This window comes from Erythrobacter ramosus (assembly GCF_009828055.1).
Lineage (GTDB): Bacteria > Pseudomonadota > Alphaproteobacteria > Sphingomonadales > Sphingomonadaceae > Erythrobacter > Erythrobacter ramosus.
The window spans coordinates 173,855-194,356 of record NZ_WTYB01000001.1 but is presented as its reverse complement, the minus strand read 5'-3'; the positions used below and the strand labels follow the sequence as shown (position 1 = coordinate 194,356).

Below are 20,502 nucleotides of genomic sequence, written 5' to 3'. Positions count from 1 at the left end.
CAACCATCGGAGGGCTTGAAGGGTTGGCCGCGTTGGGTCTCACGTCTTTCGCAAGTGAGCTGCTGTAATGCTGTCCGGCCGCGGCTTCCTCGTCGGCCTGACAGCATTACCAGCAGCTGCTCGATGTGATGAAGTTCCAGCTCTACAGCCGCGCCGACTTCGACAGGTTGCGCGCCACGGCGGCCGACCAGCTGACCGACCTCGAACGGGCGGCCCGGTTCCTCTACCTTCAGAAGACCGGCTTTGGTGGGATGGGGCGCACGTTCGGCATCGATTTCGCCCGGCCGCGCTGGAGCCTCAGCAAGCTGGAGCCGATGCTGGAAGCGGTGCACGAGCGGCTTGAGGACGTGCTGATCGAATGCCTCGACTTCGGCACCTGCATCGAACGGTACGACAGCCGGCCGGGGACGCTGTTCTATTGCGATCCCCCGTACTGGGGGCACACTGACGACTATGGGAAGGACATCTTCTCAGCGGCCGATTTCGAGCGTCTGAGAGGCCTCTTAGGAGGGCTTCAGGGGCGGTTTATATTGTCGATCAACGACCGCCCCGAGGTGCGCGCGCTCTTTGCAGGGTTCGAGATGGAGGAGGTTACCCTCAACTATCAGGTGAGCGGGAAGGTGACTCCGGCGCGGGAGCTGATAATCTCAGGGCCATGACGACTAACATTGATCTGATCGACAGGGCCGAGTTCGAACACATTATGGTGATCGAGCTCGGCCGTGAGGCCTTCGCCACCAACAATGTGATGACCCGGATAATCCGGTCAGTCGTCGAATCGGACGAGCTTCGCGGCGTCCTTGATGATCATGATGGGAGCGACTTCGGACGCTGGCGCGCTCTCATCAAACGCTATCCCAAAAGGCTGGCCAACGAGGTTGAAGATAGGCTCGCCTGTGAAGGGTATCTACTGGTCGAGCGCCTCAACTGGGAGGCTTACCTCGCCTGGCCATCTTGCGTCGCGCATTCGGTAAAGAGGGCGGCTGAGAAGGCATTGCCGTTCACCTTGCAATGAGCGGCCAGCCGCATCCCGCCATCATCGAGTTAGCGAAGATCTTGGCACGCGCTGCCGTGCGGCGACGCTTCGCTCGGCTGCGCGAGAGAGGTCGCGCCGAAGCATGCTCCTCCGATCAGCCGCAGGGCGCCCCCGCTTCCCAAGACCCGCGCTGAGTGCTCCAGAAACTCTTGTCAAAGACTCCAGAACCTCGTGTCCCGCTACAATCATGGTCGAGGCGTTTCGGCAGGGCGGGTTTTTGCGTTCTGGACTGTGTCTCCCGTGTCTCATCGTTCAGCGTCGACAGCGCCGGGATGAACGACTAGGGCAAGGGCCGGATACAGCCCGGCAAGGTGGAGCGCGCGGCGGCATGAAACTGATCATCGGTAACAAGAACTACTCAAGCTGGAGCTTGCGCGGCTGGCTCGCGGTCAAGCAATCGGGCCTGCATTTCGACGAACTCACTGTGCCGCTGCTCGGCGAAGAGTGGGACCGGATGAAGCAGGACATGGGCGAGGTGCAGCCGTCCAGCGGCAAGGTGCCGGTGCTGTGGGATGATGATGCGGTGGTGTGGGATAGCCTCGCGATCCTCGAATACTGCGCAGACAAGGTCGGGCGCGAGCGGTTCTGGCCCAAGGACGAAGCGGCGCGCGGCATGGCGCGGGCGATGGTCGCGGAAATGCACTCGGGCTATCAGGCGCTGCGCAAGGAGCTGCCGATGAACATCCGCCGCCGGGTGGAGCTTCCCGGCCTGTCAGACGGCGCCAAGCATGATGTCGTCCGCATCCTCGGGCTGTGGGCCGAAGCGCGCGCGCGTCATGGCAGCGCGGGGCCGTACCTGTTCGGCACCTTCGGCGCGGCGGACATCTTCTACGCGCCCATCGTCACCCGTTTCGTGACCTATGGGATCGGCGTTCCCGGTTTCGCGCAGGCCTATATGCAGGCGATCTGGGAGCATGACTGGATGCGCGAATGGATCACTGCGGCCGAGCAGGAGGAATGGGTGATCGAGCAGTGGGAGGCGGCGGTCTAAGGCGCGGCTAACCCAGCGCCTTGGCCACGAACCACGCGGCAACCGCCAGCATTGCGATCGCCAACACCCGCCGCACGACTTGCGCGCGGGCCTTGGCCATCAGCACACCCCGCGCCTGCTCGGCACCGAACACCAGCGCAAGGTGGATCGCGGTGGCGATGCTGACGCTGATCGCTGCCATCGTCAGGCCTTGCACAAAGCGCGGCTGCCCGCCGGGGATGAACTGCGGCATCACGGTGATGAAGAACAGCGCTGACTTGGGGTTGAGGAGGTTGATCGCAAAGCCTGCCAGCGCGTGACGCTGGTTGGCATTGCGCGGGGTCGCGGTGGGCGAGCTCTCGCCGGAATCGCGCCATGCCTCCCACGCCAGCCACGCCATCATCGCCGCCGCCAGCAGCGAGACGGCCTGTGAGAGCGCCGGGCCTTGGGCAAGGATGATGCTCGCCGCGAGCACGCTGAGCGCGGCATTGGCGCTGAGGCCCAGCGCAATGCCAATGATCGCGCCAAGTCCGGCGCGTCGCCCTTCGGCCAGCGTCAGCGTGACCAGCCAGCCCATGTTGGGGCCGGGGGTCAGCTCGATCAGCAACACCGCGAGGGCAAACCCGGCAAGATCGATCACGGCAGGCGCTGGGTCTCGTAACGGGTGCCGTCCTTGTGGGCGTAGCCTTCGGCGTCGAACACCATGTCGATGTCGGAGTACTCGCCGCTGTCGTCCTCGCGCCCTCCAGCGCTGATGGCGACGAAGACGCACGGGCTGTCCGAGCGGTTGTGCAAGTGGTGCCCATTGGCCTCGCCCGCCGGGAAGGCGAGGATGTCGCCCGGGCCGACCGGTGTCTCGCCATCATCGTCGATCAGCACCGCCTCGCCCGTTAGCATCACCACCACCTCGTCCTGCCCGCGGTGCCAGTGGCGCTGCGACGAGAAAGCGCCCGGCAACAGCGTCACATGGCTCGCCCCCATCAAAGTCAGTCCCGCTGGCGGGCCGAGGCGGCGATACCAGCGCCCTTCGACCGCGGCATCGAAGGGCGGCGGATAGCCGGTCGCGTTGGTCTGGGGAATGGCGGCACAATCGAGCTTGGGCATTGGCGGCAACTCCTGCTAGGCCTGCAATGATGCTTGACGTAGCCGACCTTGCCAAGCGCCTGATCGCCGCGCCCTCCGTGACGCCCGCGACCGGCGCGGTGTTCGATGAACTGGAAGCGATGCTTACGCCCTTGGGGTTCGCCGTCCATCGCTTTGTGCGGGGCGACGGGCCGGAGGGGAGCGACGAAGCCCCGGTCGAGAACCTGTTCGCGCTGCGGGCTGGGCCGGACGGTTCGCGCCACATCGCCTTTGCCGGACACCTCGATGTGGTGCCGCCGGGCGAAGGCTGGGCGTCCGACCCATTCATGCCGGTCGAACACGGTGAATTGCTCCACGGACGCGGCGCGGTCGACATGAAGGGGGCGATCGCCGCGATGGTTGCCGCGGTTGCCGAGGTTCCGGCTGAGGCAGGCACGATCAGCTTCATCATCACCGGCGACGAGGAAGGCCCCGCGCTTCATGGCACCCGCGCGCTGATTGATTACATGCAGGCCGAGGGTATCCAGCCCGACCTTTGCCTTGTGGGCGAGCCCACCAGTGTCAACCGTCTGGGCGATATGGTGAAGATCGGGCGGCGCGGTTCGGTCAACATCTTCATCGATGTCGATGGCACGCAGGGCCATGTCGCCTATCCGCATCTGGCCGATAATCCGCTGCCCAAGCTAGTCGCGATTCTGTCCGAGCTGGACTCGCTGACGCTCGATACCGGGACCAAGTGGTTCCAGCCCAGCAACCTCGAAATCACCGACATCAATGTCGGCAACCGCGCGCATAATGTCATTCCGGCAGCGGGCGCCGCGCGCATCTCGATCCGTTTCAATGATCTGCACACCGGCCACAGCCTGTCCGAGCGGGTCATGGCCATTGCCGAAAAGCACGGCGGACGCGCGCGACCCGTCATCTCTGGTGAGCCATTCCTGACCGAGCCGGGGACTTTCTCGAAGCTGGTGAGCACGGCGGTCGAGGCCGAAACTGGCATCGCCCCGGAACTCAGCACCACCGGCGGCACATCGGACGCGCGGTTCCTGCGCAGCGTTTGCCCGGTGATCGAATTCGGCCTGTGCAACGCGACGATGCACAAGCGTGACGAGGCGGTGGCGATTCCCGATCTGGCGGCGCTGGCGCGCATCTATACCCGGATCGCGAAGGCCGCATTGGCGCTCGCCGAGACAGAAAACTAGCGCCCCGGCGGCGCAGGGGAGAGAACCTGAGATCATGGACCGCAAGCTAACTCTCTATATCCTCGCCGGCATGGTGCTGGGCGTGATCGTCGGCCAGATGCTCAACCAGATGGTCGATGCGGTCGTGATCAAGGAATCGATCGCGCCGTGGTTCAAGCTGTTGAGCGACATCTTCCTGAACCTCATCAAGATGCTGGTCGCGCCGCTGGTGCTCTCGACCATCGTGGTGGGGATCGCGCATATGGGCGATAGCGCCGCGCTGGGCCGCATCGGCGTGCGCGCGCTCACTTGGTTCATTACCGCCAGTCTCATCTCGATCGGTCTGGGCCTGGTGCTGGTCAATCTGTTCCAGCCTGGCATCGGCGCACCGATCCCCGACGTCGCTGAAGCCGCTGCTTCGGTGGGCGAGGTCAAGGAGCTGAAGGCGACCGAGTTCATCCTCTCGATCTTCCCCAAGAACGCGGTCGAGGCGCTGGCTACCAACAATATCCTGCAAATCCTGGTCTTCTCGATCTTCGCTGGGGTGGCCCTGTCGGCCATCGGTGAGCGCGGGAAAGCGCTGGTCACGGGCGCGGACGCCCTCGCCGAGATGATGCTTCAAGTCACCGGCTATGTGATGCGCTATGCGCCGGTCGCGGTCTTCGGTGCGCTCGCCAACGTGGTGGCGGCAAGCGGGCTGGCGATCCTCGGCACCTATCTGACCCTACTGGTGGAGTTCTATTTCTCGCTGCTGCTCTTGTGGGTGATTCTGCTCGGGGCGGGGGCGGTGTTCCTCGGTCGGCGAATCTGGGCGCTGATCCGCTACATCCGCCAGCCGCTGTTGATCGCCTTTTCGACGGCGTCATCGGAAGCCGCGCTGCCCAAGCTGTTCGAACAGCTTGATCGTTTCGGCGTGCCGCGCCGGATTTCGGGCTTCATGCTGCCGCTGGGGTACTCGTTCAATCTCGATGGCTCGATGATGTATATGAGCTTTGCGACGCTATTCATCGCGCAGGCTTATGGAATCGACCTGAGCATCAGCACGCAGATCATGATTCTGCTGACGCTGATGATCTCGTCGAAGGGCATCGCTGCTGTCCCGCGCGCGTCGCTGGTGGTGATCACCGGGACGCTGGCGATGTTCGGTCTGCCGGTCGAGGGCGTCGCGATCATCCTCGCGATTGACCAGTTCCTCGACATGGGCCGCACCGCCACCAACGTGGTCGGCAACGCGGTGGCGACCGCGGTCATCACCAAGTGGGAAGGGATGCTGGAGGTGGAAGAGCCGGACTACGTCGACCACCCCCACGCACCCGCCCACACCGCCGCCGATGGCCGCGCGGGGCTGGAACTGGACGAGAGCAATTTTGAGGATGGGAAGGGCTGAAGCGGCGCCCGCGCCCTCAGTCCTTGCTTGTCTTCACATACTCCACCGGCACAAACTCGCCTAGCGAGCATCCCGCGCCGCGCTGGGGGACGCCGCCGATGTTGGTGAGGCTGTAGACGATCTGCTGGGTGCACAGCTGGTTGATTGAGGTCTCGTAAGTGATCGCGCGGTCCCAGCCGAGGCCGGGGCAGCGGTTCTTCAAGGTGCTGCGATAGACCTTGCCCCCGTTCATCTCGAAATCGATCACTTGGTCAGTGCGCACCACGGTGGCGCGCACCTGCGATCGGTCGATGCAGTTCTGCCCGGCACCCAGCACCTTCACCGCAGGCGTGCGCGCCGCATCGGCATCGGCACGGGCGGCGGGATCGGTCGGCGCGCAGGCGGCGAGGATCAGGGGGAGCGGAGCGAGCGCGAGACAGCGTGACAGCATGGCGGGTTTCTCCAATGGGCGAGGGCATCTTCGCCCCAACGCTTGAACCGCGCCTTAATCCCCGCTGAGTTTATCGGACACGCGTCCCTCCGTCTCCGCTAGCACCATCCCGCACGCCATCCGCCCAGATAGTCGCGTGCGCCGCCTTCGGTTTGCATCCAGTCCGCAAGACGGTTCACGCGCTGATCGGCTTCGATCCGTTTCACGATGCGCAATTCACGTCCCCATCGATCGGTCGGCTCGTCGATGCGCGCCGTCATTTCGAAAGGGCCGCGGTTCAGCCAGGATTGCAGGGCTGCGGTGGACAGTTCCGCCTGCTCTGCCTCGGCAGGGCACCCCGCATCGACCTCTGCCGTATCGATCCCGACAACCCTGATGCTGCGCTTGCCGATGCGGAACGTGTCGCCATCGATCACGCAGTAATATCCCCTGCCCTTGCCGCATCGCGTGAATGTGCCGGAGATCAGCTCGGGTTCCGATTGCAGGAAGGCGGGCGGCTCATAGGCGCCCGGCAACGCAGTGACGTAGGAAATCGTCGCCAAGGCAATCATGAGGACAAAGGGGCGCGTCTCGTGCAGGGCTCGCCGCCACGACATTGGTGGCTTTGGCTGCTCCGGCCGCTTGGGTGGTCGCTGGTTCGAGCCGCGCGGCTGCGACATCCAACGACGTCTGCGGAAAACCACCACATTGTCACGCTTGCGGGCCATCGGATCAGCCTAGATCATCGCGCAATGCGGTTCCACAATGCCAAGCGTCACCGCTATTTCTTCTCCAGCACCTTTTTCTTGAAGCTGCACAGATCGGCCACCTTGCAGCGCCAGCACTCGGGCGTCCGCGCCTTGCAGACATAGCGCCCGTGCAAAATCATCCAGTGGTGCGAATCGCGGCGGAAGGGCTGGGGGACGCGCTTTTCGAGCTTGGCTTCGACATGGTCAGGCGTCTTGCCCTTGGCCATGCCGGTGCGGTTGCCGAGGCGGAAGATGTGGGTGTCGACCGCGAAGGTCTCCTGCCCAAACCAGCAATTGAGCACCACATTGGCCGTCTTGCGCCCCACACCGGGGAGCTTCACCAGTGCCTCGCGCGTATCGGGCACCTCGCCGCCGTGTTCGTCTACGAGGATCTGCGAAAGCGCGATCACGTTCTTGGCCTTGGAGTTGAACAGGCCGATGGTCTTGATGTGCGCCTTCAGGCCATCTTCGCCGAGATCGAGCATCTGCTGCGGCGTTTCAACCTTGGCGAACAGCGCGCGGGTCGCCTTGTTCACGCCGATATCGGTCGCTTGCGCGCTGAGCGCCACGGCGACGAGCAGCTGGTAGGCATTGCCATATTCCAGCTCGGTCTGGGGCGAGGGGTTATCCTCGGCTAGGCGGCGGAAGAATTCGAAGATCTGGTCTTTGGTCATTCACCGGCCTTGGGATGTGCTGCCTTCCACTCCATCGCCATAAGCGCGCGCTTTTCGACCGAGGGGTGGGTGTAGAACAGCACTTCTTCCAGCGCGCTCGGGCGCGGGTAGCGGTATTCGGCGGTCTTCACCAAAGCCGTGGCGAGCGCATCCGGCTCGTTCACGGTCATCAGCGAATATTGGTCGGACTCAGTCTCGCCGACGCGGGTGAGCGTGTTGGTGAGCGGGGTGACCAGCAACCCCAGCACCGATCCCACCACCGCAAACACCGGCAGGCCGCGCGGTTCATCCAGCCGGGCGTCATTCCCGAGCAATCGGGCGGCGGGGGCGAACAGGCGGCCCAGCAGGAAGAAGAACGCCATCGCCAGCAGCGGGAAGATCACCGCATAGCGCCACACATGGCCAAGCTTGTAATGCCCGGCCTCGTGCCCGGTCACGGCGCGCACTTCAGCGATCGAGGCCTGCTTGAGGGCAACGTCTGAAATCGCGATCCGGGCAGAGGGGCCGATGCCGGAGACATTGGCAGTAAAGCGATCGGACTGGCGCGAGCCATCATACATGAAGATGCGGTCATGCGGGATGCCAACATCATCCGCGATCTCCTCCAGCGCGGTGCGCACCTCGCCCGCTGGGACCGGTTTGTATTCGTTGAACAGCGGCTCGATCAGGGGCGGCCCGGCGAGGAGTGCCAGCAGCGTCACCACGGCCGCCAGCCCGCCGCTCCACAGCCACCAGCGCTGGCCGGTGCGGCGGATCAGGGCATAGACCCCGACGAGGAACAGCCCGCCCAGCACCGTCCCGATCAGTTCCCCGATTGCCATCTGACCGAGGAAATCGCCGAGCGGCTGGCTGGACAGACCATAGGACCGCTCCCGGTACCAATCTGTGTAGATGGTCCAGGGGAGGGTGATGATGGTCGAGATCAGCAGGAACGCGGCGCTGACCGTGAAGGTCGAAAGCGACAGACGGCGCCCCTCCATCCGCGCGGCGATCCGGTCGAGCAGCCTGAGGCGTACCATGACGACAGCCACCAGCAACGATACGCCGACATTCAGCAGCAGCAGCCAGTGATTGCCGGTGGTGTAGGCCTGCGCCTGTGCGAGCGCGTCTGGCCCAAGGCTGTCGACCAACCGCGCGGCCTGCTGCGCGGGAGTGAGGGTGGTGGACATGAAGGTGATCGCTCTCCTATGGATCTGTGTGTATTATCTTGGCAATACACCGCGCGCCATGACCGTCAAGGCTCAGAGCCCGAGCACATCGTTCATGGTGTAGCGCCCGGCGCTTTGCCCGGTGAGCCACGCGCCGGCGCGCACCGCCCCGCGCGCGAAGATCATGCGGTTTTCTGCGGAGTGGGAGAGGGTCAAGCGTTCTTCTGAACCGGCGAAGATCACCGAATGCTCGCCCGCCACCGTGCCGCCGCGCAAGGTGGCGAACCCAATCGCGCCCTCGGCCCGCGCGCCCGTCATCCCGTGGCGGCCGCTTTCCATATTGTCGCCGAGCACGATTCCTCGACCCGCCGCAGCCGCCTCGCCCAGCAGCTTGGCGGTGCCAGACGGTGCATCGACCTTCATGCGGTGGTGCATCTCCAGCACCTCGATATCCCAGTCCGGCCCAAGCCGCGCGGCTGCCTCCCGCACCAGATGCGCCATCAGCGTCACGCCGAGCGAGAAGTTGCCCGATTGCAGCACCGGCACCGCCCGAGCGGCCTCGGCGAGCATGACGAAATGTTGCTCCTCAAGGCCGGTGGTGCCCACGACAATCGGCTTGCCTGCCACCCGCGCCGCGCCGAGATTCGCCGCTAGCGCGTCGGGTGCAGAAAAATCGACCAGCACGTCGCACTGGCTCGCATAAGGCCCAATGCTGCCTCCGGCATCCACGCCCACGCACAGCACGTGGCCTGCGTCGGCAATCGCCGCTTCGAGCGCTTGCCCCATCCGGCCCTTGTGCCCGATCACCCCGAATTGCAGCATATCTTACCCCTACTTCGTCATGCTGAACTTGTTTCAGCATCCATCCCGCGTCTAGGTGGAACCTGAGCTCGTTGAGCGATGGACCCTGAAACAAGTTCAGGGTGACGACAAGGGAAAGACATGGCGGCAACCCGCAGCATCGTCATCCTCACCGGCGCAGGGATTTCGGCCGAGAGCGGGATCGACACCTTCCGATCGGCGGGGGGGCTGTGGGAACAGCACCGGGTCGAAGACGTCGCCACGCCCGAGGGCTTCGCGCGCAACCCCAATCTCGTGCTCAATTTCTACGACATGCGCCGCGCGGCCTTGGCGGTGGTTGAGCCGAACCCGGCGCACGAAGCGCTCGCGCGGCTGGAGCGGGAATTCGCGGGCGAGCTGCTGCTGATCACTCAGAACGTCGATGACCTGCACGAACGTGGTGGCTCGGCGCGGGTGCTGCACATGCACGGGGAGTTGAAGAGCGCGCTGTGCCAGTCCTGTGAGACCCGCTCGCCGTGGCATGGCACTATGATCGAGCGCCCACCCTGCCCCGTTTGCCGCGCGCCGACCCTGCGCCCCGATGTCGTGTGGTTCGGCGAGATGCCCTACCAGATGGGCCGGATCTATCAGGCGCTCGAGACCTGCGACCTGTTCGTCAGCATCGGCACATCGGGCGCGGTCTATCCGGCGGCGGGCTTCGTCCAAGAAGCGCGGGCGGCTGGCGCGCGCACGCTCGAACTTAATCTCGAGCCGAGCGAGGGCTCGCGGATGTTCCACGAAACGCGTCTGGGGCCGGCAAGTGCGCTGGTGCCGGCATGGGTCGCCGAGGTGCTAGGCGGTTGATCCGCAGCCCTTGCAGGTCGGGTCTTTCGCGATCCGGATCGTGCGCATCCCGGGTTCGAGCCCGTCGAGGATATGCAACTTGCCCCAGCCCGGATCGCCCAACCCGCTCACGCCTGCCAGCAGGACCTTAATCGCTTGCAGCGCCGCGAAGGTGCCCGCCCAGCCCGCCATCGCGCCGAGCATCCCATCATCCGCGCAGGTGTCACAATCCTCGGCATCGAAGGCATCGCCGACGAAGCAGCGGTAGCAGGCTGCGCCCGGCAAGTGGCCCGCGAAGGCCGCGACCTGACCCTGAAACCGGCCCACGGCAGCGGACAGCAGCGGAATGCCTCCTGCAACGCAGGCGTCCGATACGGCGAGGCGCGTCGCGAAATTGTCGGTGCCATCGAGCACCACGTCGGCGCCTGCGATCAGACTGGCGGCGTTGTCAGCCGTGATCCGCGCGTCGGAAACATCGACGCTCAGCGAATCGTCGAAATTGGCGAGCCAGCGCCGGGCCGAGACCGCCTTGCCGTAACCGACATCGCGGGTGGTGAAGATCGTCTGGCGTTGGAGGTTCGAGACATCGACCACGTCATTATCGACCAGCGCGAGGTGCCCGATTCCACTCGCAGCGAGATATTGTAGCGCGGGGCTTCCGATACCACCCAGTCCGATTACTGCGACCCGCGACGCCGCCAGCCGCACCTGTCCCGCACCGCCGACTTCGGGCAGCACGATATGGCGAGCGAAACGGTCAAGCCGGGCGGAGGAGAGCGTCATTCCGCGTCCTTGGGCGTTTCAGCACGCCGCTCCTGCCGGAAGGCGCCAATACCGTGCCACCACAGGAAGCCAATCACACCGCCCTTGGTCGGCTGGAGCGTGACCAGCAACATCACGATCGCCACCGGCAGAATGATCGCCAGTGTCAGCCAAGCGCTCATCCCGAAGGTCCCGATCATCGCAATCACCACCGGCGCGAGCAGGTGGCCGACCACGAAGATGCCGATGTAGGCGGGAAAATCGTCGGCCTGCTGGACCGACCAGTCCTGTTTGCAGTGCGGACAGCGATCGACCGGCTTGAGCCATTTGCGGAACAGCGCCGCTTCTCCGCAGCGCGGGCACTTGCCGCGCAGACCCCTCACCAATGCGGGAACCCAGCCCTTGGGCAGGTCGATCAGGTCGGGAGAAAGGCGCTGAGAAGGCATGGACAGGCTGTTTACAACCTGTGCACCGCCTGTCGACAGGCCTGTGGATAGGCCTGTCGAAAGTGCAGTGCAAAGCTTGGGCAGATTATGTGCGAATTGACCTTCGCGGCCTCAGCTTTCGAGCTGCCGCAGCAGGCTGCGCACGTCGCCATCCATGTCGGCATCACGCTGGCGCAGGTCTTCGATCAAGCGCACCGCGTGGATCACGGTTGAGTGATCGCGCCCGCCGAACTTGCGCCCGATTTCCGGGTAACTGCGCGGGGTCAGCACCTTGGACAGATACATCGCCACCTGACGCGGACGGACCACCGCGCGGGCGCGGCGCTTGCTGCTCATTTCCGAACGGTCGATGCGGTAGAACTGGCAGACGGTGCGCTGGATCTCGTCGATGGTGATCCGGCGGCGGTTGGCCGAAAGGATATCGGTCAACTGCTCTTCGGCGAGCTGCAACGACACGTCCTGCCCGGTCAGCTGGGCATAGGCGATCAGCTTGTTGAGGCCGCCGACCAGCTCGCGGATATTGCGAGTGATGGTACGAGCAAGAAAATCGACCACGTCTTCGGGCACATTCAGTGGGGCAAAGCGGGTCAGCTTGGAGACGAGGATCTTCTTGCGCAGCTCAATATCGGCGGGCTGGATGTCAGCCACCAGACCCATCGACAGGCGCGAGAGCAAGCGCGGCTCGACCCCGTCGAGCGCCTGCGGGGCGCGGTCGGCGGCGAAGACCAGCCGCTTGCCTTCGGCCAACAGCGCGTCGATCGTGTAGAGCAGTTCTTCCTGCGCGCTCGCCTTGCCGATGATGAACTGGATATCGTCCACCAGCAGCAGATCGAAGCTGCGTAGCCGCGCCTTGAATTCGATCGTCTGGCTCGACTTCAGCGCCTGGACGAATTCGACCATGAAGCGCTCGGCCGAGCAGTAGAAGATGCGCGCGCGCGGATGGGTCTGGAGATAGGCATGGCCTATCGCGTGGAGCAGGTGGGTCTTGCCCTGACCGGTTGCCGCCTTGAGGTACAGCGGCGAGAATTGCGGCTGTTCCAGTGCCGCCATGCGCTGCGCCGCATTGCAGGCGAGGATGTTGGCCTCACCCGTGACGAAGGCAGCAAAAGTCAGCGATGGATCAAGCCCGACCGAAGAGGTGAAGTTCGCATCACCCATCGCGCCCGCGGCCAATGCAATCGCGCTCGCGCCGTCATTGGCGGGGCGGCGGCCATCGTCTAGGCGCAGGTCGGGCAGCTGGCGGCGGCCTGGGTGGACGACAATATTGACCTTGCGCACTTCGCTGCGCGCGATGCTCCAGGCGAGTTGCAGACGGTCATGGAAGCGATCACGCACCCAGTTGGCCGAAAATTCGGTCGGAAGGTAAAGATCGAGAGCGCCGGTCTCGCGGTTCAGCGCGCCAAGCTGGATCGGCTTGATCCACTGGCTGTGCAGCTGGTGCCCCAGATCCTTGCGCAAGCCCTGACTGATATCGGACCAGTCCGCGGCGAGATTTACAGCTTCGGAATCTTCCATCAGATGTTCATCGGCCTGGCGGCCACCCGTCCGCGCCTTGTCAGTCCTGTGCACAAGCTCTTCCCCAATTCAACCTTAGCCTGCCGAGCCGTGCGGCTCACAGACCTTTTCATCCCGATGCGACAGGCTTAACCATCCCAGCCCCGGAATCGAGGATTCCGGAGTTCCCCCCTGTCGGCCAAGTTGTAAAAGCGCCCGGGCTGTCCCGCGCCGGGTGAGCCTGATCTAAAGAACTCTGCGGCCTTTTGCGCAAGCGAGGACTTTTAAAAAAAGTGAAATAATCCTGTTGACTCACCGCTGACCCGCAGACTTACGTTGAAGTGATTGGTTTTCCTGCGCAATCATGCTCCACAGGCCGCGAATCGTGGTGAATCCTGACATTTCTGGGAGTCTGCACGGTTGCATTTGTCGCAAACGAAACGGGCCGCGCTCATTGAGCACGGCCCGAACGGTTTGCGAGGTCCCGGCTTTCCGTCGTCATGCGCTGGGCATGGAAGACGGAAGCGTGACGAATCGAATCAGAGGGTGGCGACTCGGCGCGTCAGACGCGAGAGCTTGCGGGCCACGGTGTTCTTGTGCAGCACGCCGCGTGCAACGCCGCGGGCCATTTCCGGCTGGGCCGCCTTGAGGGCAACCGCAGCTGCTTCCTTGTCACCCGCTTCACAGGCCGATTCGACCTTCTTGATGAAGCTGCGGATGCGGCTGATGCGCGCACCGTTGATTTCGGCGCGGGCGGTGTTGCGACGGATGCGCTTCTTGGCTTGCGGCGTGTTTGCCATAATTCGTGTCTGTCTCGCGTTTGGTTCAGGCCGCTTGAGGCAGCCGAGAAATTGGTGACGGTTTGCTCGAAAACGGGCGAGCGGACGCAGGGCCCAACCGCCGGAAAGCAGCGCGCATAGTCAGAACTGCTCCGAAGGTCAACGATTCTCCCTTATTTCTGGCACACTGGGCAGAACCAGGTGCTGCGTCCGCCTTGGGCAATCCGTTCGATCACCCCGCCATCGTCGCGGCGGCACGGTTGGCCATCGCGCCCATAAACATCGAAGCTGCTCGCGAAATAGCCCAGCTCGCCGCTCGGCGCGGCATAGTCACGCAAGGTCGAGCCGCCGTCACGGATCGATGCTTCGAGCACCGCGATGATGGCGGGCACCAGCCGCGTCAGCTGGGCCTGCGTGACCTTGCCCGCCTGTTTGGTGGGATGGATGCCGGCGCGCCACAGTGCCTCGCACACATAGATATTGCCGAGGCCTGCCACGATGCGCTGATCGAGCAGGCACAGCTTGATCGACTGGGTCTTGCCCTTCAGCGCCGCCTTCAGATGACTGACACTCAGCCCCGGGCCCAGAGGCTCCGGCCCGAGCGCGGCGAATTGCGGCCAGAGGTCGAGCGCGCCGGTCTGCACCAGATCGACCGAGCCGAATCGGCGCGGATCACACAGGGCGAAACTGTGGTGCGCGGTCTCCAGCAGCAGGTGATCATGCGTCTCGGGCGTTTCCGGGTCGATCCGCCAGCGCCCGCTCATGCCGAGATGGAAGATCATCGTCGCCCCGCGATCGAGATGTATCAACCCATATTTGGCGCGGCGCGAGAGTGTGCTGACCGTGGCGCCGGTCATCACCTGGACCAGATCGGCGGGGAAGGGGCGGCGCAGGTCGGCGCGGTTCAAGACGACGCGCGTGATCCGCTCGCCTTCGAGGAACTTTGCAAGGCCGCGGACGGTTGTTTCTACTTCGGGGAGCTCAGGCATTTGAGCTTCCTCTAACACCCTTTGCGCGGGCGGCAATTGTCTCTAGGGAGCCGGGCATGACACAGAGCACTGACGACACCGTCTCCTTCGGCTACACCCAGGTCACTCCGGAAGAAAAGACCCGCAAGGTCGGCGAGGTCTTCTCCAGCGTCGCGCGCAAATACGACATCATGAACGATGCGATGTCGGGCGGGATGCACCGGCTGTGGAAGGACCGCTTCGTGAAGCGGGTCAAGCCGCAGCCGGGCGAACAGATCCTCGACATGGCGGGTGGCACCGGCGACATCGCTTTCCGCATGGCGGCCCGCGGGGCGCACATCACGGTGGCCGATATCAATCAGGACATGCTCGATGTGGGCGCGGAGCGTGCGCTGGAACGCGGATTTGATGAAAATGACGGCAGCCTCGTCTTCACCTGCCAGAACGCTGAAAGCGTGAGCTTCGCCAGCAACACCTTCGATGCCTACACCATCGCCTTCGGCATCCGGAACGTGACCCATATCGACCGCGCGTTGACCGAAGCGCTGCGCGTGCTGCGTCCGGGCGGGCGGTTCTTCTGCCTTGAGTTCTCGACCGTCGAATGGTCGGGGCTGAAGGAGGCATATGATATCTATTCCGAACATCTGCTGCCGCGCATGGGGCAGGCGATTGCCGGCGATGCGGATTCCTACCGCTATCTTGCCGAATCGATTCGCAAGTTCCCGCCGATGCCCGCCTTCGAACAGATGATCCGCGCCGCCGGTTTCGCCAACACCAAGGTCGAGCCGATCATGGGCGGGCTGGTCGCGATCCATTCGGGGTGGAAGATCTAGGGCGTGACCACCTCTGCCGTCCACCTGATCCGCCTCGCCCGCTGGGGCGTGACGCTGGCCCGCCGCCGCGCGCTGGTGGGGATCGAGAATGATCCCAATGCGCCTGTCGCCTTGCGCCAGCTGGTGCGGCTGGCGCGGTTGGCGACACTGACGGGCAAGAACGGCCCGCGCGATTATGCCGGGGCCTTCCGCGCGATTGGGCCTGCGGCGATCAAGCTCGGGCAATCGCTTGCCACGCGCCCTGATCTGGTGGGCGAGGAAGCGGCAAACAACCTGCTAAGCCTTCAAGACAGTCTGCCGCCGGTGCCGTTTTCCCAGATCAAGGCGGCGATTGAATCGAGCTTCGGCCAACCGATCGACAAGCTGTTCAGCGAAATCGACCCGGAACCCGTCGGCGCGGCGTCGATTGCGCAGGTCCACAAGGCCATCACCACCGAAGGCCGCAAGGTCGCGGTCAAGGTGCTGCGCCCCGGCATCCGCGAAAAATTCGCCCGCGATATCACCACCTATGAATGGGCCGCGGCCCATGTCGAGGCGATGGGCGGGGAGTTCTCGCGCCTGCGTCCGCGCCTCACCATCGCCAATTTCAAGCGCTGGACCAATTCCGAACTCGACCTGCGGCGCGAGGCGGCATCGGCCTCCGAACTCGCCGAGCAGATGGCGGGCGTGCCCGGCTACCGCATCCCGGGCATCGACTGGGACCGCACCAATGGCCGGGTGCTGACGATCGAATGGATCGACGGAATCAAGATCAGCCGCGTCGATGAATTGCGGGCGCGCGGGCATAATTTTGCCGAATTGTCCGAGCGGCTGGTGATCAGCTTCCTGACGCAGGCGATCAGCGCCGGATTCTTCCATGCCGACATGCATCAGGGCAACCTGTTCGTGGAGGACGACGGCACCATCGTCGCCATCGATTTCGGGATCATGGGCCGGATCGACCGGCGCGCGCGCCAGTGGCTGGCCGAGATCCTCTACGGGCTGACAACGGGCAATTACCAGCGCGTCGCCGAAATCCATTTCGAAGCGCAATATGTGCCCAGCTATCACTCGGTCGGCGAATTCGCGACCGCGCTGCGGGCCGTTGGTGAGCCGATGCGCGGCAAGCCGGTGAAGGAGCTCTCTGTCGGCCAGATGCTCGACGGGCTGTTCGCCATCACCCGCGATTTCGACATGCAGACCCAGCCGCACCTGTTGCTGCTGCAAAAGACGATGGTGATGGTCGAAGGCATCGCCACGCAGCTTAATCCCGACATCAACATGTGGGACACCGCCGCGCCCTACGTCCGCAGCTGGATTCGCGATGAACTAGGCCCGGAGGCTGCGCTAGCTGACCGGCTGAAGACAGATGCCGAGACCCTGTTCCGCCTCCCCGGTCTGATCCGGCGGCTGGAAGAGAAATACCCGCCCAAGGGCGGCGCGCCCGAAACGCCGCCGCTGCCGCATATCCCGCTCATCACCGACAAGCGTGAGGGCCGTGGCTGGCTCGGCTACGTCCTGTCGGGCCTTGCCGGAGCGGGCGCGGTGTGGGGGGCAATGGCGCTCGGCTGGATCGGATGAGGCTCGACGCCTTCCCATCGCTTACCGAGCGGTGGGACGCGCTTGGCCGTCCGTTTGCGCATCTGCCGCGTTGGGCGGCGGCGCTGGCGCTGGCGCTGCTGGCTGCAGCAATGGGGTGGAGCGCGTTGGCGACTGCGCCGGGAGATCAGCCTGAACGCGCATCTGTCGCCGCAATGCCTTCCATATGCCCGAACCCACAGGGCCGGGCCAAAGGCGATATGGCGCTCTACGCCCGCATCGCCGCGCGCGTGACGGCGGGTGAGGGCTATTACTCGGCCGCCTTGGACGAGCAGCGCGCCGGCCATTACCCAACCCGCCCCTTTGTTGCGGTGCGCCTACCGACGCTGGCAATGCTGCAAGCTGTGATCGGGGTGGACGGGGTTCGCTATGCGCAAATGGCGTTGGTGCTGGCGTGCCTGTGGGCACTCAATCGCCGGGAAGCGCCGCTCGCCGCATGGCCCGAGCGGGTGGGAGCGAGCGTGCTGCTGGCGCTGGGCGGGGGCGCGGCCCTGAACCCGGTCGCGGGGCTGGATCATGATTTTTCCGCAGGCCTGTGCCTGACACTGGCGCTGCTGCTCTATCGCCGGAATCGCTGGTTGCCGGCGCTGCTGGCGGCGGCGCTGGCGCTGGCCGTTCGCGAATTGGCAGCGCCATTCGTGCTCCTGTGGCTGGCCTTCGCGCTGGCGGAGCAACGTTGGCGCGAGGCAGGCGCCGTGGCGGTGCTGCTAGCGTTGTTCGCAGGCGGGATGGCGCTGCATTTCGCCGCCGTCGAAGCCGGACGCGTGCCGGGTGATCTGGCCTCGCAAGGGTGGAGCGCGCTGGCGGGCTATCGCCTCCCCCTGACCGCGCTGGCGCATCTCACTGGACTGCGGCTCTTGCCCGTCAGCCTCGCTGCGCCGCTTGCGATCCTGCCGCTGGTCGGCTGGGCTGCGATTGGCGGGCGGATCGGGTTGTTTGCGCTGCTGTGGTTTGCAGGCCTGTTCACAATGATGGCGTTGTTTGCGCGGCCGGAGAATTTCTACTGGGTACAATTGGCGTTACCGGCCTATGGCGTCGGTCTCGCTTTTGCCCCGCGCGGGCTATTTGATTTATTCCAAAGCGCGGCGGGGCGGGCATCAAGGCAAACTTAACCAAGCTTTGCGATGGGTGTTGCTTGCATTATGGCTGGCACCCTACAGCGTGGCGCGAGAGGCGAGAGGCAAGATGAGCACACAGGAGGCGAAAGCGGGCAAACACCCTCGCATCCTGCTGGTCGTGGGCGGCGGGATCGCGGCCTACAAGGCCTGCGAGTTGGTGCGTCTGATCCGCAAGGGCGGCGGCGACGTCACCTGCGTCGTCACCAAGGGCGGGCAGCAATTCGTCACCCCCATGTCGCTGGCCGCATTGTCCGAGAATCAGGTCTACACCAACCTGTTCGACCTCAAGAACGAGGCTGAGATGGGCCATATCCAGCTCTCGCGTGAGGCCGATCTGGTGGTCGTCTGTCCGGCGACTGCCGATCTGCTTGCCAAGATGGCGACCGGCATCGCCGATGATCTGGCCACCACGCTGATCCTCGCCACCGACAAGCCGGTGATGGCCGTGCCGGCGATGAATGTGCGGATGTGGGAGCATGGGGCGACCCAGCGTAACATCGCCTTGCTCAAGGCTGCGGGCGTCAATGTGCTGAACCCCGAAGAAGGCCCGATGGCCTGCGGCGAGTTCGGCTATGGCCGTCTGCCCGAGCCTGAGGCGATCTGGCGCGCGATTGCCGGGCATTTCGGAATCCTTGTGCCCGAACCGCAATTGCTCGAACCGCCGGCACGCCGCCTGGCGCCGCCGACGTTCGAAGTCGAAGCGCTTGAGCCTGAGGAAGAGGACGATGGCAGCGCCGCCATGCCCGCAGGCGGGCTGGGCGGGTTCTTCTCGCGCATCATCCCGCGCTCGACGGCGAAGCGCACCCACGACGAAATCGAAGCCGAATACGAAGACCTGCCCGATCCCGAGGCGGAAGAACTCCTCCCGCCCGAGGAAGAACCCGCGCCCGAATTCGCGCCGGACTTTGACGGGCCGCTGCTGGCACGCAAGGGCAAGGCCAATTCCGCACCGCCCGTCGATTTCGGGGCGATCAACCACGAAGTTGATGAGCGCAAGGCTCCGCCCGAATCCGAATTCCTGGCGCCCGAAGTGCCCGAGGAAGTCGAAGCCGATCTTGGCGCAGTGACCGAAGGGGCTGATTTCGGCATCGCCGCTTCGCATCGCCCGCTTGTCGGGCGGCATGTGCTGGTTACCGCCGGGCCGACGTGGGAAGCGATTGATCCGGTGCGTTATATCGCCAACCGTTCGAGCGGCAAGCAGGGCTTTGCCATCGCCGCAGCCGTTGCTGCGCTGGGCGCGCGGGTTACGCTGGTGGCAGGGCCGGTGGCGCTCAAGACGCCCGCCGGGGTGCGCCGCGTCGATGTCGAAAGCGCGCGCGACATGGCCGAAGCGGTCAGGCGCGCGCTGCCTGCTGATGTGGCGGTGATGGTCGCTGCGGTCGCGGATTGGCGGCCCAAGGAATATCGCGGTGAGAAAATCAAGAAGCGCGGCGATGCCCCGCCGGCGCTGATGCTGACCGAAAACCCCGACATCCTCACCAATGTCGCAGGCGGCACTAGGCGACCTGCGTTGGTGATCGGCTTTGCGGCCGAGACCGACAACGTGCTCGAAAACGCCAAGGCAAAGCGCAAGCGCAAGAGCGCCGACTGGATCGTCGCCAATGACGTTAGCGGCGATGTGATGGGCGGGGATCGTAACCGCGTCACCATCGTCAGCGGTGACGGGATCGAGGTGCTCGACGAAATGCCCAAGAGCGCGGTGGCGATGGCCCTGGCCGAACGCATCGCGGCGGTGTTTCGGGTGGAAGCGGCCGAGTGAGCCGCGCTCAAGTAGCCGAAGGCGGTAGCGCAGAATGAGTATTTCCGTCGAAGTGAAGCGCCTGCCACACGGCGCAGGTCTGTCGCTCCCCGCCTATGCCACTAGTGGCGCAGCGGGGATGGATGTGGTGAGCGCCGAGGACGTCACCATCGCTCCGGGCGCGCGCCATGCGGTGGCGACCGGGCTCGCGCTGGCGATTCCCGAGGGCTTTGAGATTCAGGTGCGTCCGCGATCAGGCCTCGCGCTGAAGCACGGCATTACCGTCCCCAACACTCCCGGTACGATCGATAGCGATTATCGGGGCGAGCTGAAGGTGATCCTGATCAACCACGGCGTCGAGCCTTTCGCCATCGCCCGCGGTGACCGGGTGGCGCAACTGGTGCTGGCGCCGGTGGTGCAGGCGGCATGGAGCGAGGTTGCGGAACTGGACGCCACCGAGCGGGGCGAGGGCGGGTTTGGTTCGACTGGGGGGCATGCGGCGCTCTGAGGCTTGACGCCGCGCGCC

At 64.7% G+C, this 20,502-nt stretch carries 23 protein-coding genes; 11 read left to right on the top strand and 12 right to left on the bottom strand.

Annotated elements, in window-relative coordinates; genetic code table 11:
- The first annotated feature begins 128 nt into the window (after positions 1–128).
- The 3 genes from GRI59_RS00975 to GRI59_RS00965 all read left to right on the top strand — a co-directional run bounded on the left by GRI59_RS00975 (position 129) and on the right by GRI59_RS00965 (position 2,027).
- The gene (locus tag GRI59_RS00975) at positions 129–659 is read left to right on the top strand and encodes a DNA adenine methylase (RefSeq protein ID WP_160759341.1); all 531 of its coding nucleotides are present in this window, start codon (positions 129–131) and stop codon (positions 657–659) included.
- Complete coding sequence (locus GRI59_RS00970; protein ID WP_160759340.1) at positions 656–1,015, top strand: hypothetical protein; 360 nt, start codon at positions 656–658, stop codon at positions 1,013–1,015. The genes GRI59_RS00975 and GRI59_RS00970 overlap by 4 nt, the downstream gene beginning before the upstream one ends.
- Positions 1,016–1,364: 349 nt before the next feature.
- Entirely contained in the window at positions 1,365–2,027 is a 663-nt protein-coding gene (locus GRI59_RS00965; RefSeq protein WP_160759339.1) for a glutathione S-transferase family protein, read from the top strand.
- 7 nt (positions 2,028–2,034) lie between these two features.
- Here GRI59_RS00965 and GRI59_RS00960 read toward each other — a convergent pair whose 3' ends face one another.
- Both GRI59_RS00960 and GRI59_RS00955 read right to left on the bottom strand, forming a co-directional pair.
- Positions 2,035–2,646, bottom strand: coding sequence for a LysE family translocator (locus tag GRI59_RS00960; RefSeq protein WP_337190212.1), 612 nt, complete (start codon positions 2,644–2,646; stop codon positions 2,035–2,037).
- Positions 2,643–3,110, bottom strand: a complete 468-nt coding sequence (locus GRI59_RS00955; protein ID WP_160759338.1) for a cupin domain-containing protein — start codon at positions 3,108–3,110, stop codon at positions 2,643–2,645. Before GRI59_RS00955 ends, GRI59_RS00960 begins: the two co-directional genes overlap by 4 nt.
- A gap of 29 nt (positions 3,111–3,139) precedes the next feature.
- Here GRI59_RS00955 and dapE point away from each other — a divergent pair, with 29 nt between their 5' ends.
- A complete protein-coding gene (gene dapE, locus GRI59_RS00950) occupies positions 3,140–4,291 on the top strand; it encodes a succinyl-diaminopimelate desuccinylase (RefSeq protein ID WP_160760363.1) in 1,152 nt (383 codons plus the stop codon).
- A gap of 34 nt (positions 4,292–4,325) precedes the next feature.
- Positions 4,326–5,657, top strand: coding sequence for a dicarboxylate/amino acid:cation symporter (locus GRI59_RS00945; protein WP_160759337.1), 1,332 nt, complete (start codon positions 4,326–4,328; stop codon positions 5,655–5,657).
- Positions 5,658–5,673: 16 nt separating this feature from the next.
- On the opposite strand, the gene GRI59_RS00940 is transcribed toward GRI59_RS00945, so the two are convergent.
- From GRI59_RS00940 to dapB, 5 genes are all read right to left on the bottom strand, one after another.
- The gene (locus GRI59_RS00940; RefSeq protein WP_160759336.1) at positions 5,674–6,087 is read right to left on the bottom strand and encodes a hypothetical protein; all 414 of its coding nucleotides are present in this window, start codon (positions 6,085–6,087) and stop codon (positions 5,674–5,676) included.
- A gap of 98 nt (positions 6,088–6,185) precedes the next feature.
- Complete coding sequence (locus GRI59_RS00935) at positions 6,186–6,794, bottom strand: thermonuclease family protein (protein ID WP_160759335.1); 609 nt, start codon at positions 6,792–6,794, stop codon at positions 6,186–6,188.
- Positions 6,795–6,847: 53 nt separating this feature from the next.
- Positions 6,848–7,489, bottom strand: a complete 642-nt coding sequence (gene nth / locus GRI59_RS00930) for an endonuclease III (protein WP_160759334.1) — start codon at positions 7,487–7,489, stop codon at positions 6,848–6,850.
- Positions 7,486–8,658 carry a M48 family metallopeptidase gene (locus tag GRI59_RS00925; RefSeq protein ID WP_183363559.1) on the bottom strand — a complete coding sequence of 391 codons (1,173 nt, stop codon included), beginning with the start codon at positions 8,656–8,658 and terminating at the stop codon, positions 7,486–7,488. Before GRI59_RS00925 ends, nth begins: the two co-directional genes overlap by 4 nt.
- A 72-nt stretch (positions 8,659–8,730) precedes the next feature.
- Positions 8,731–9,459 carry a 4-hydroxy-tetrahydrodipicolinate reductase gene (gene dapB / locus GRI59_RS00920; RefSeq protein WP_160759333.1) on the bottom strand — a complete coding sequence of 243 codons (729 nt, stop codon included), beginning with the start codon at positions 9,457–9,459 and terminating at the stop codon, positions 8,731–8,733.
- A gap of 120 nt (positions 9,460–9,579) precedes the next feature.
- Between dapB and GRI59_RS00915 the strand changes: the two genes are divergently transcribed.
- Positions 9,580–10,281, top strand: a complete 702-nt coding sequence (locus GRI59_RS00915) for an NAD-dependent deacylase (RefSeq protein WP_160759332.1) — start codon at positions 9,580–9,582, stop codon at positions 10,279–10,281.
- On the opposite strand, the gene GRI59_RS00910 is transcribed toward GRI59_RS00915, so the two are convergent.
- The 5 genes from GRI59_RS00910 to mutM all read right to left on the bottom strand — a co-directional run bounded on the left by GRI59_RS00910 (position 10,270) and on the right by mutM (position 14,730).
- Positions 10,270–11,043, bottom strand: a complete 774-nt coding sequence (locus GRI59_RS00910) for a HesA/MoeB/ThiF family protein (protein WP_160759331.1) — start codon at positions 11,041–11,043, stop codon at positions 10,270–10,272. The genes GRI59_RS00915 and GRI59_RS00910 overlap by 12 nt on opposite strands.
- On the bottom strand, positions 11,040–11,468 hold the full coding sequence (locus GRI59_RS00905) for a DUF983 domain-containing protein (RefSeq protein ID WP_160759330.1): 429 nt from the start codon (positions 11,466–11,468) through the stop codon (positions 11,040–11,042). The genes GRI59_RS00910 and GRI59_RS00905 overlap by 4 nt, the downstream gene beginning before the upstream one ends.
- A gap of 111 nt (positions 11,469–11,579) precedes the next feature.
- Positions 11,580–12,983 carry a chromosomal replication initiator protein DnaA gene (gene dnaA / locus GRI59_RS00900; RefSeq protein WP_160760361.1) on the bottom strand — a complete coding sequence of 468 codons (1,404 nt, stop codon included), beginning with the start codon at positions 12,981–12,983 and terminating at the stop codon, positions 11,580–11,582.
- Between the two features lie 518 nt (positions 12,984–13,501).
- The gene (gene rpsT, locus GRI59_RS00895) at positions 13,502–13,762 is read right to left on the bottom strand and encodes a 30S ribosomal protein S20 (protein ID WP_160759329.1); all 261 of its coding nucleotides are present in this window, start codon (positions 13,760–13,762) and stop codon (positions 13,502–13,504) included.
- Positions 13,763–13,914: 152 nt separating this feature from the next.
- Complete coding sequence (mutM, locus tag GRI59_RS00890; RefSeq protein WP_160759328.1) at positions 13,915–14,730, bottom strand: bifunctional DNA-formamidopyrimidine glycosylase/DNA-(apurinic or apyrimidinic site) lyase; 816 nt, start codon at positions 14,728–14,730, stop codon at positions 13,915–13,917.
- Positions 14,731–14,786: 56 nt separating this feature from the next.
- Here mutM and GRI59_RS00885 point away from each other — a divergent pair, with 56 nt between their 5' ends.
- The 5 genes from GRI59_RS00885 (at position 14,787) to dut (ending at position 20,484) form a co-directional block, all read left to right on the top strand.
- Positions 14,787–15,542 carry a class I SAM-dependent methyltransferase gene (locus GRI59_RS00885; RefSeq protein WP_160759327.1) on the top strand — a complete coding sequence of 252 codons (756 nt, stop codon included), beginning with the start codon at positions 14,787–14,789 and terminating at the stop codon, positions 15,540–15,542.
- A 3-nt stretch (positions 15,543–15,545) separates the two neighbouring features.
- Positions 15,546–17,102 carry a 2-polyprenylphenol 6-hydroxylase gene (gene ubiB, locus GRI59_RS00880; protein ID WP_160759326.1) on the top strand — a complete coding sequence of 519 codons (1,557 nt, stop codon included), beginning with the start codon at positions 15,546–15,548 and terminating at the stop codon, positions 17,100–17,102.
- Entirely contained in the window at positions 17,099–18,232 is a 1,134-nt protein-coding gene (locus GRI59_RS00875; RefSeq protein WP_160759325.1) for a hypothetical protein, read from the top strand. Before ubiB ends, GRI59_RS00875 begins: the two co-directional genes overlap by 4 nt.
- 73 nt (positions 18,233–18,305) lie before the next feature.
- The gene (locus tag GRI59_RS00870; RefSeq protein WP_160759324.1) at positions 18,306–19,997 is read left to right on the top strand and encodes a bifunctional phosphopantothenoylcysteine decarboxylase/phosphopantothenate synthase; all 1,692 of its coding nucleotides are present in this window, start codon (positions 18,306–18,308) and stop codon (positions 19,995–19,997) included.
- A gap of 34 nt (positions 19,998–20,031) precedes the next feature.
- Positions 20,032–20,484 (top strand): dUTP diphosphatase, encoded by a 453-nt coding sequence (dut, locus tag GRI59_RS00865; protein ID WP_160759323.1) that lies wholly within the window; start codon positions 20,032–20,034, stop codon positions 20,482–20,484.
- The last annotated feature ends 18 nt before the right edge of the window (positions 20,485–20,502 follow it).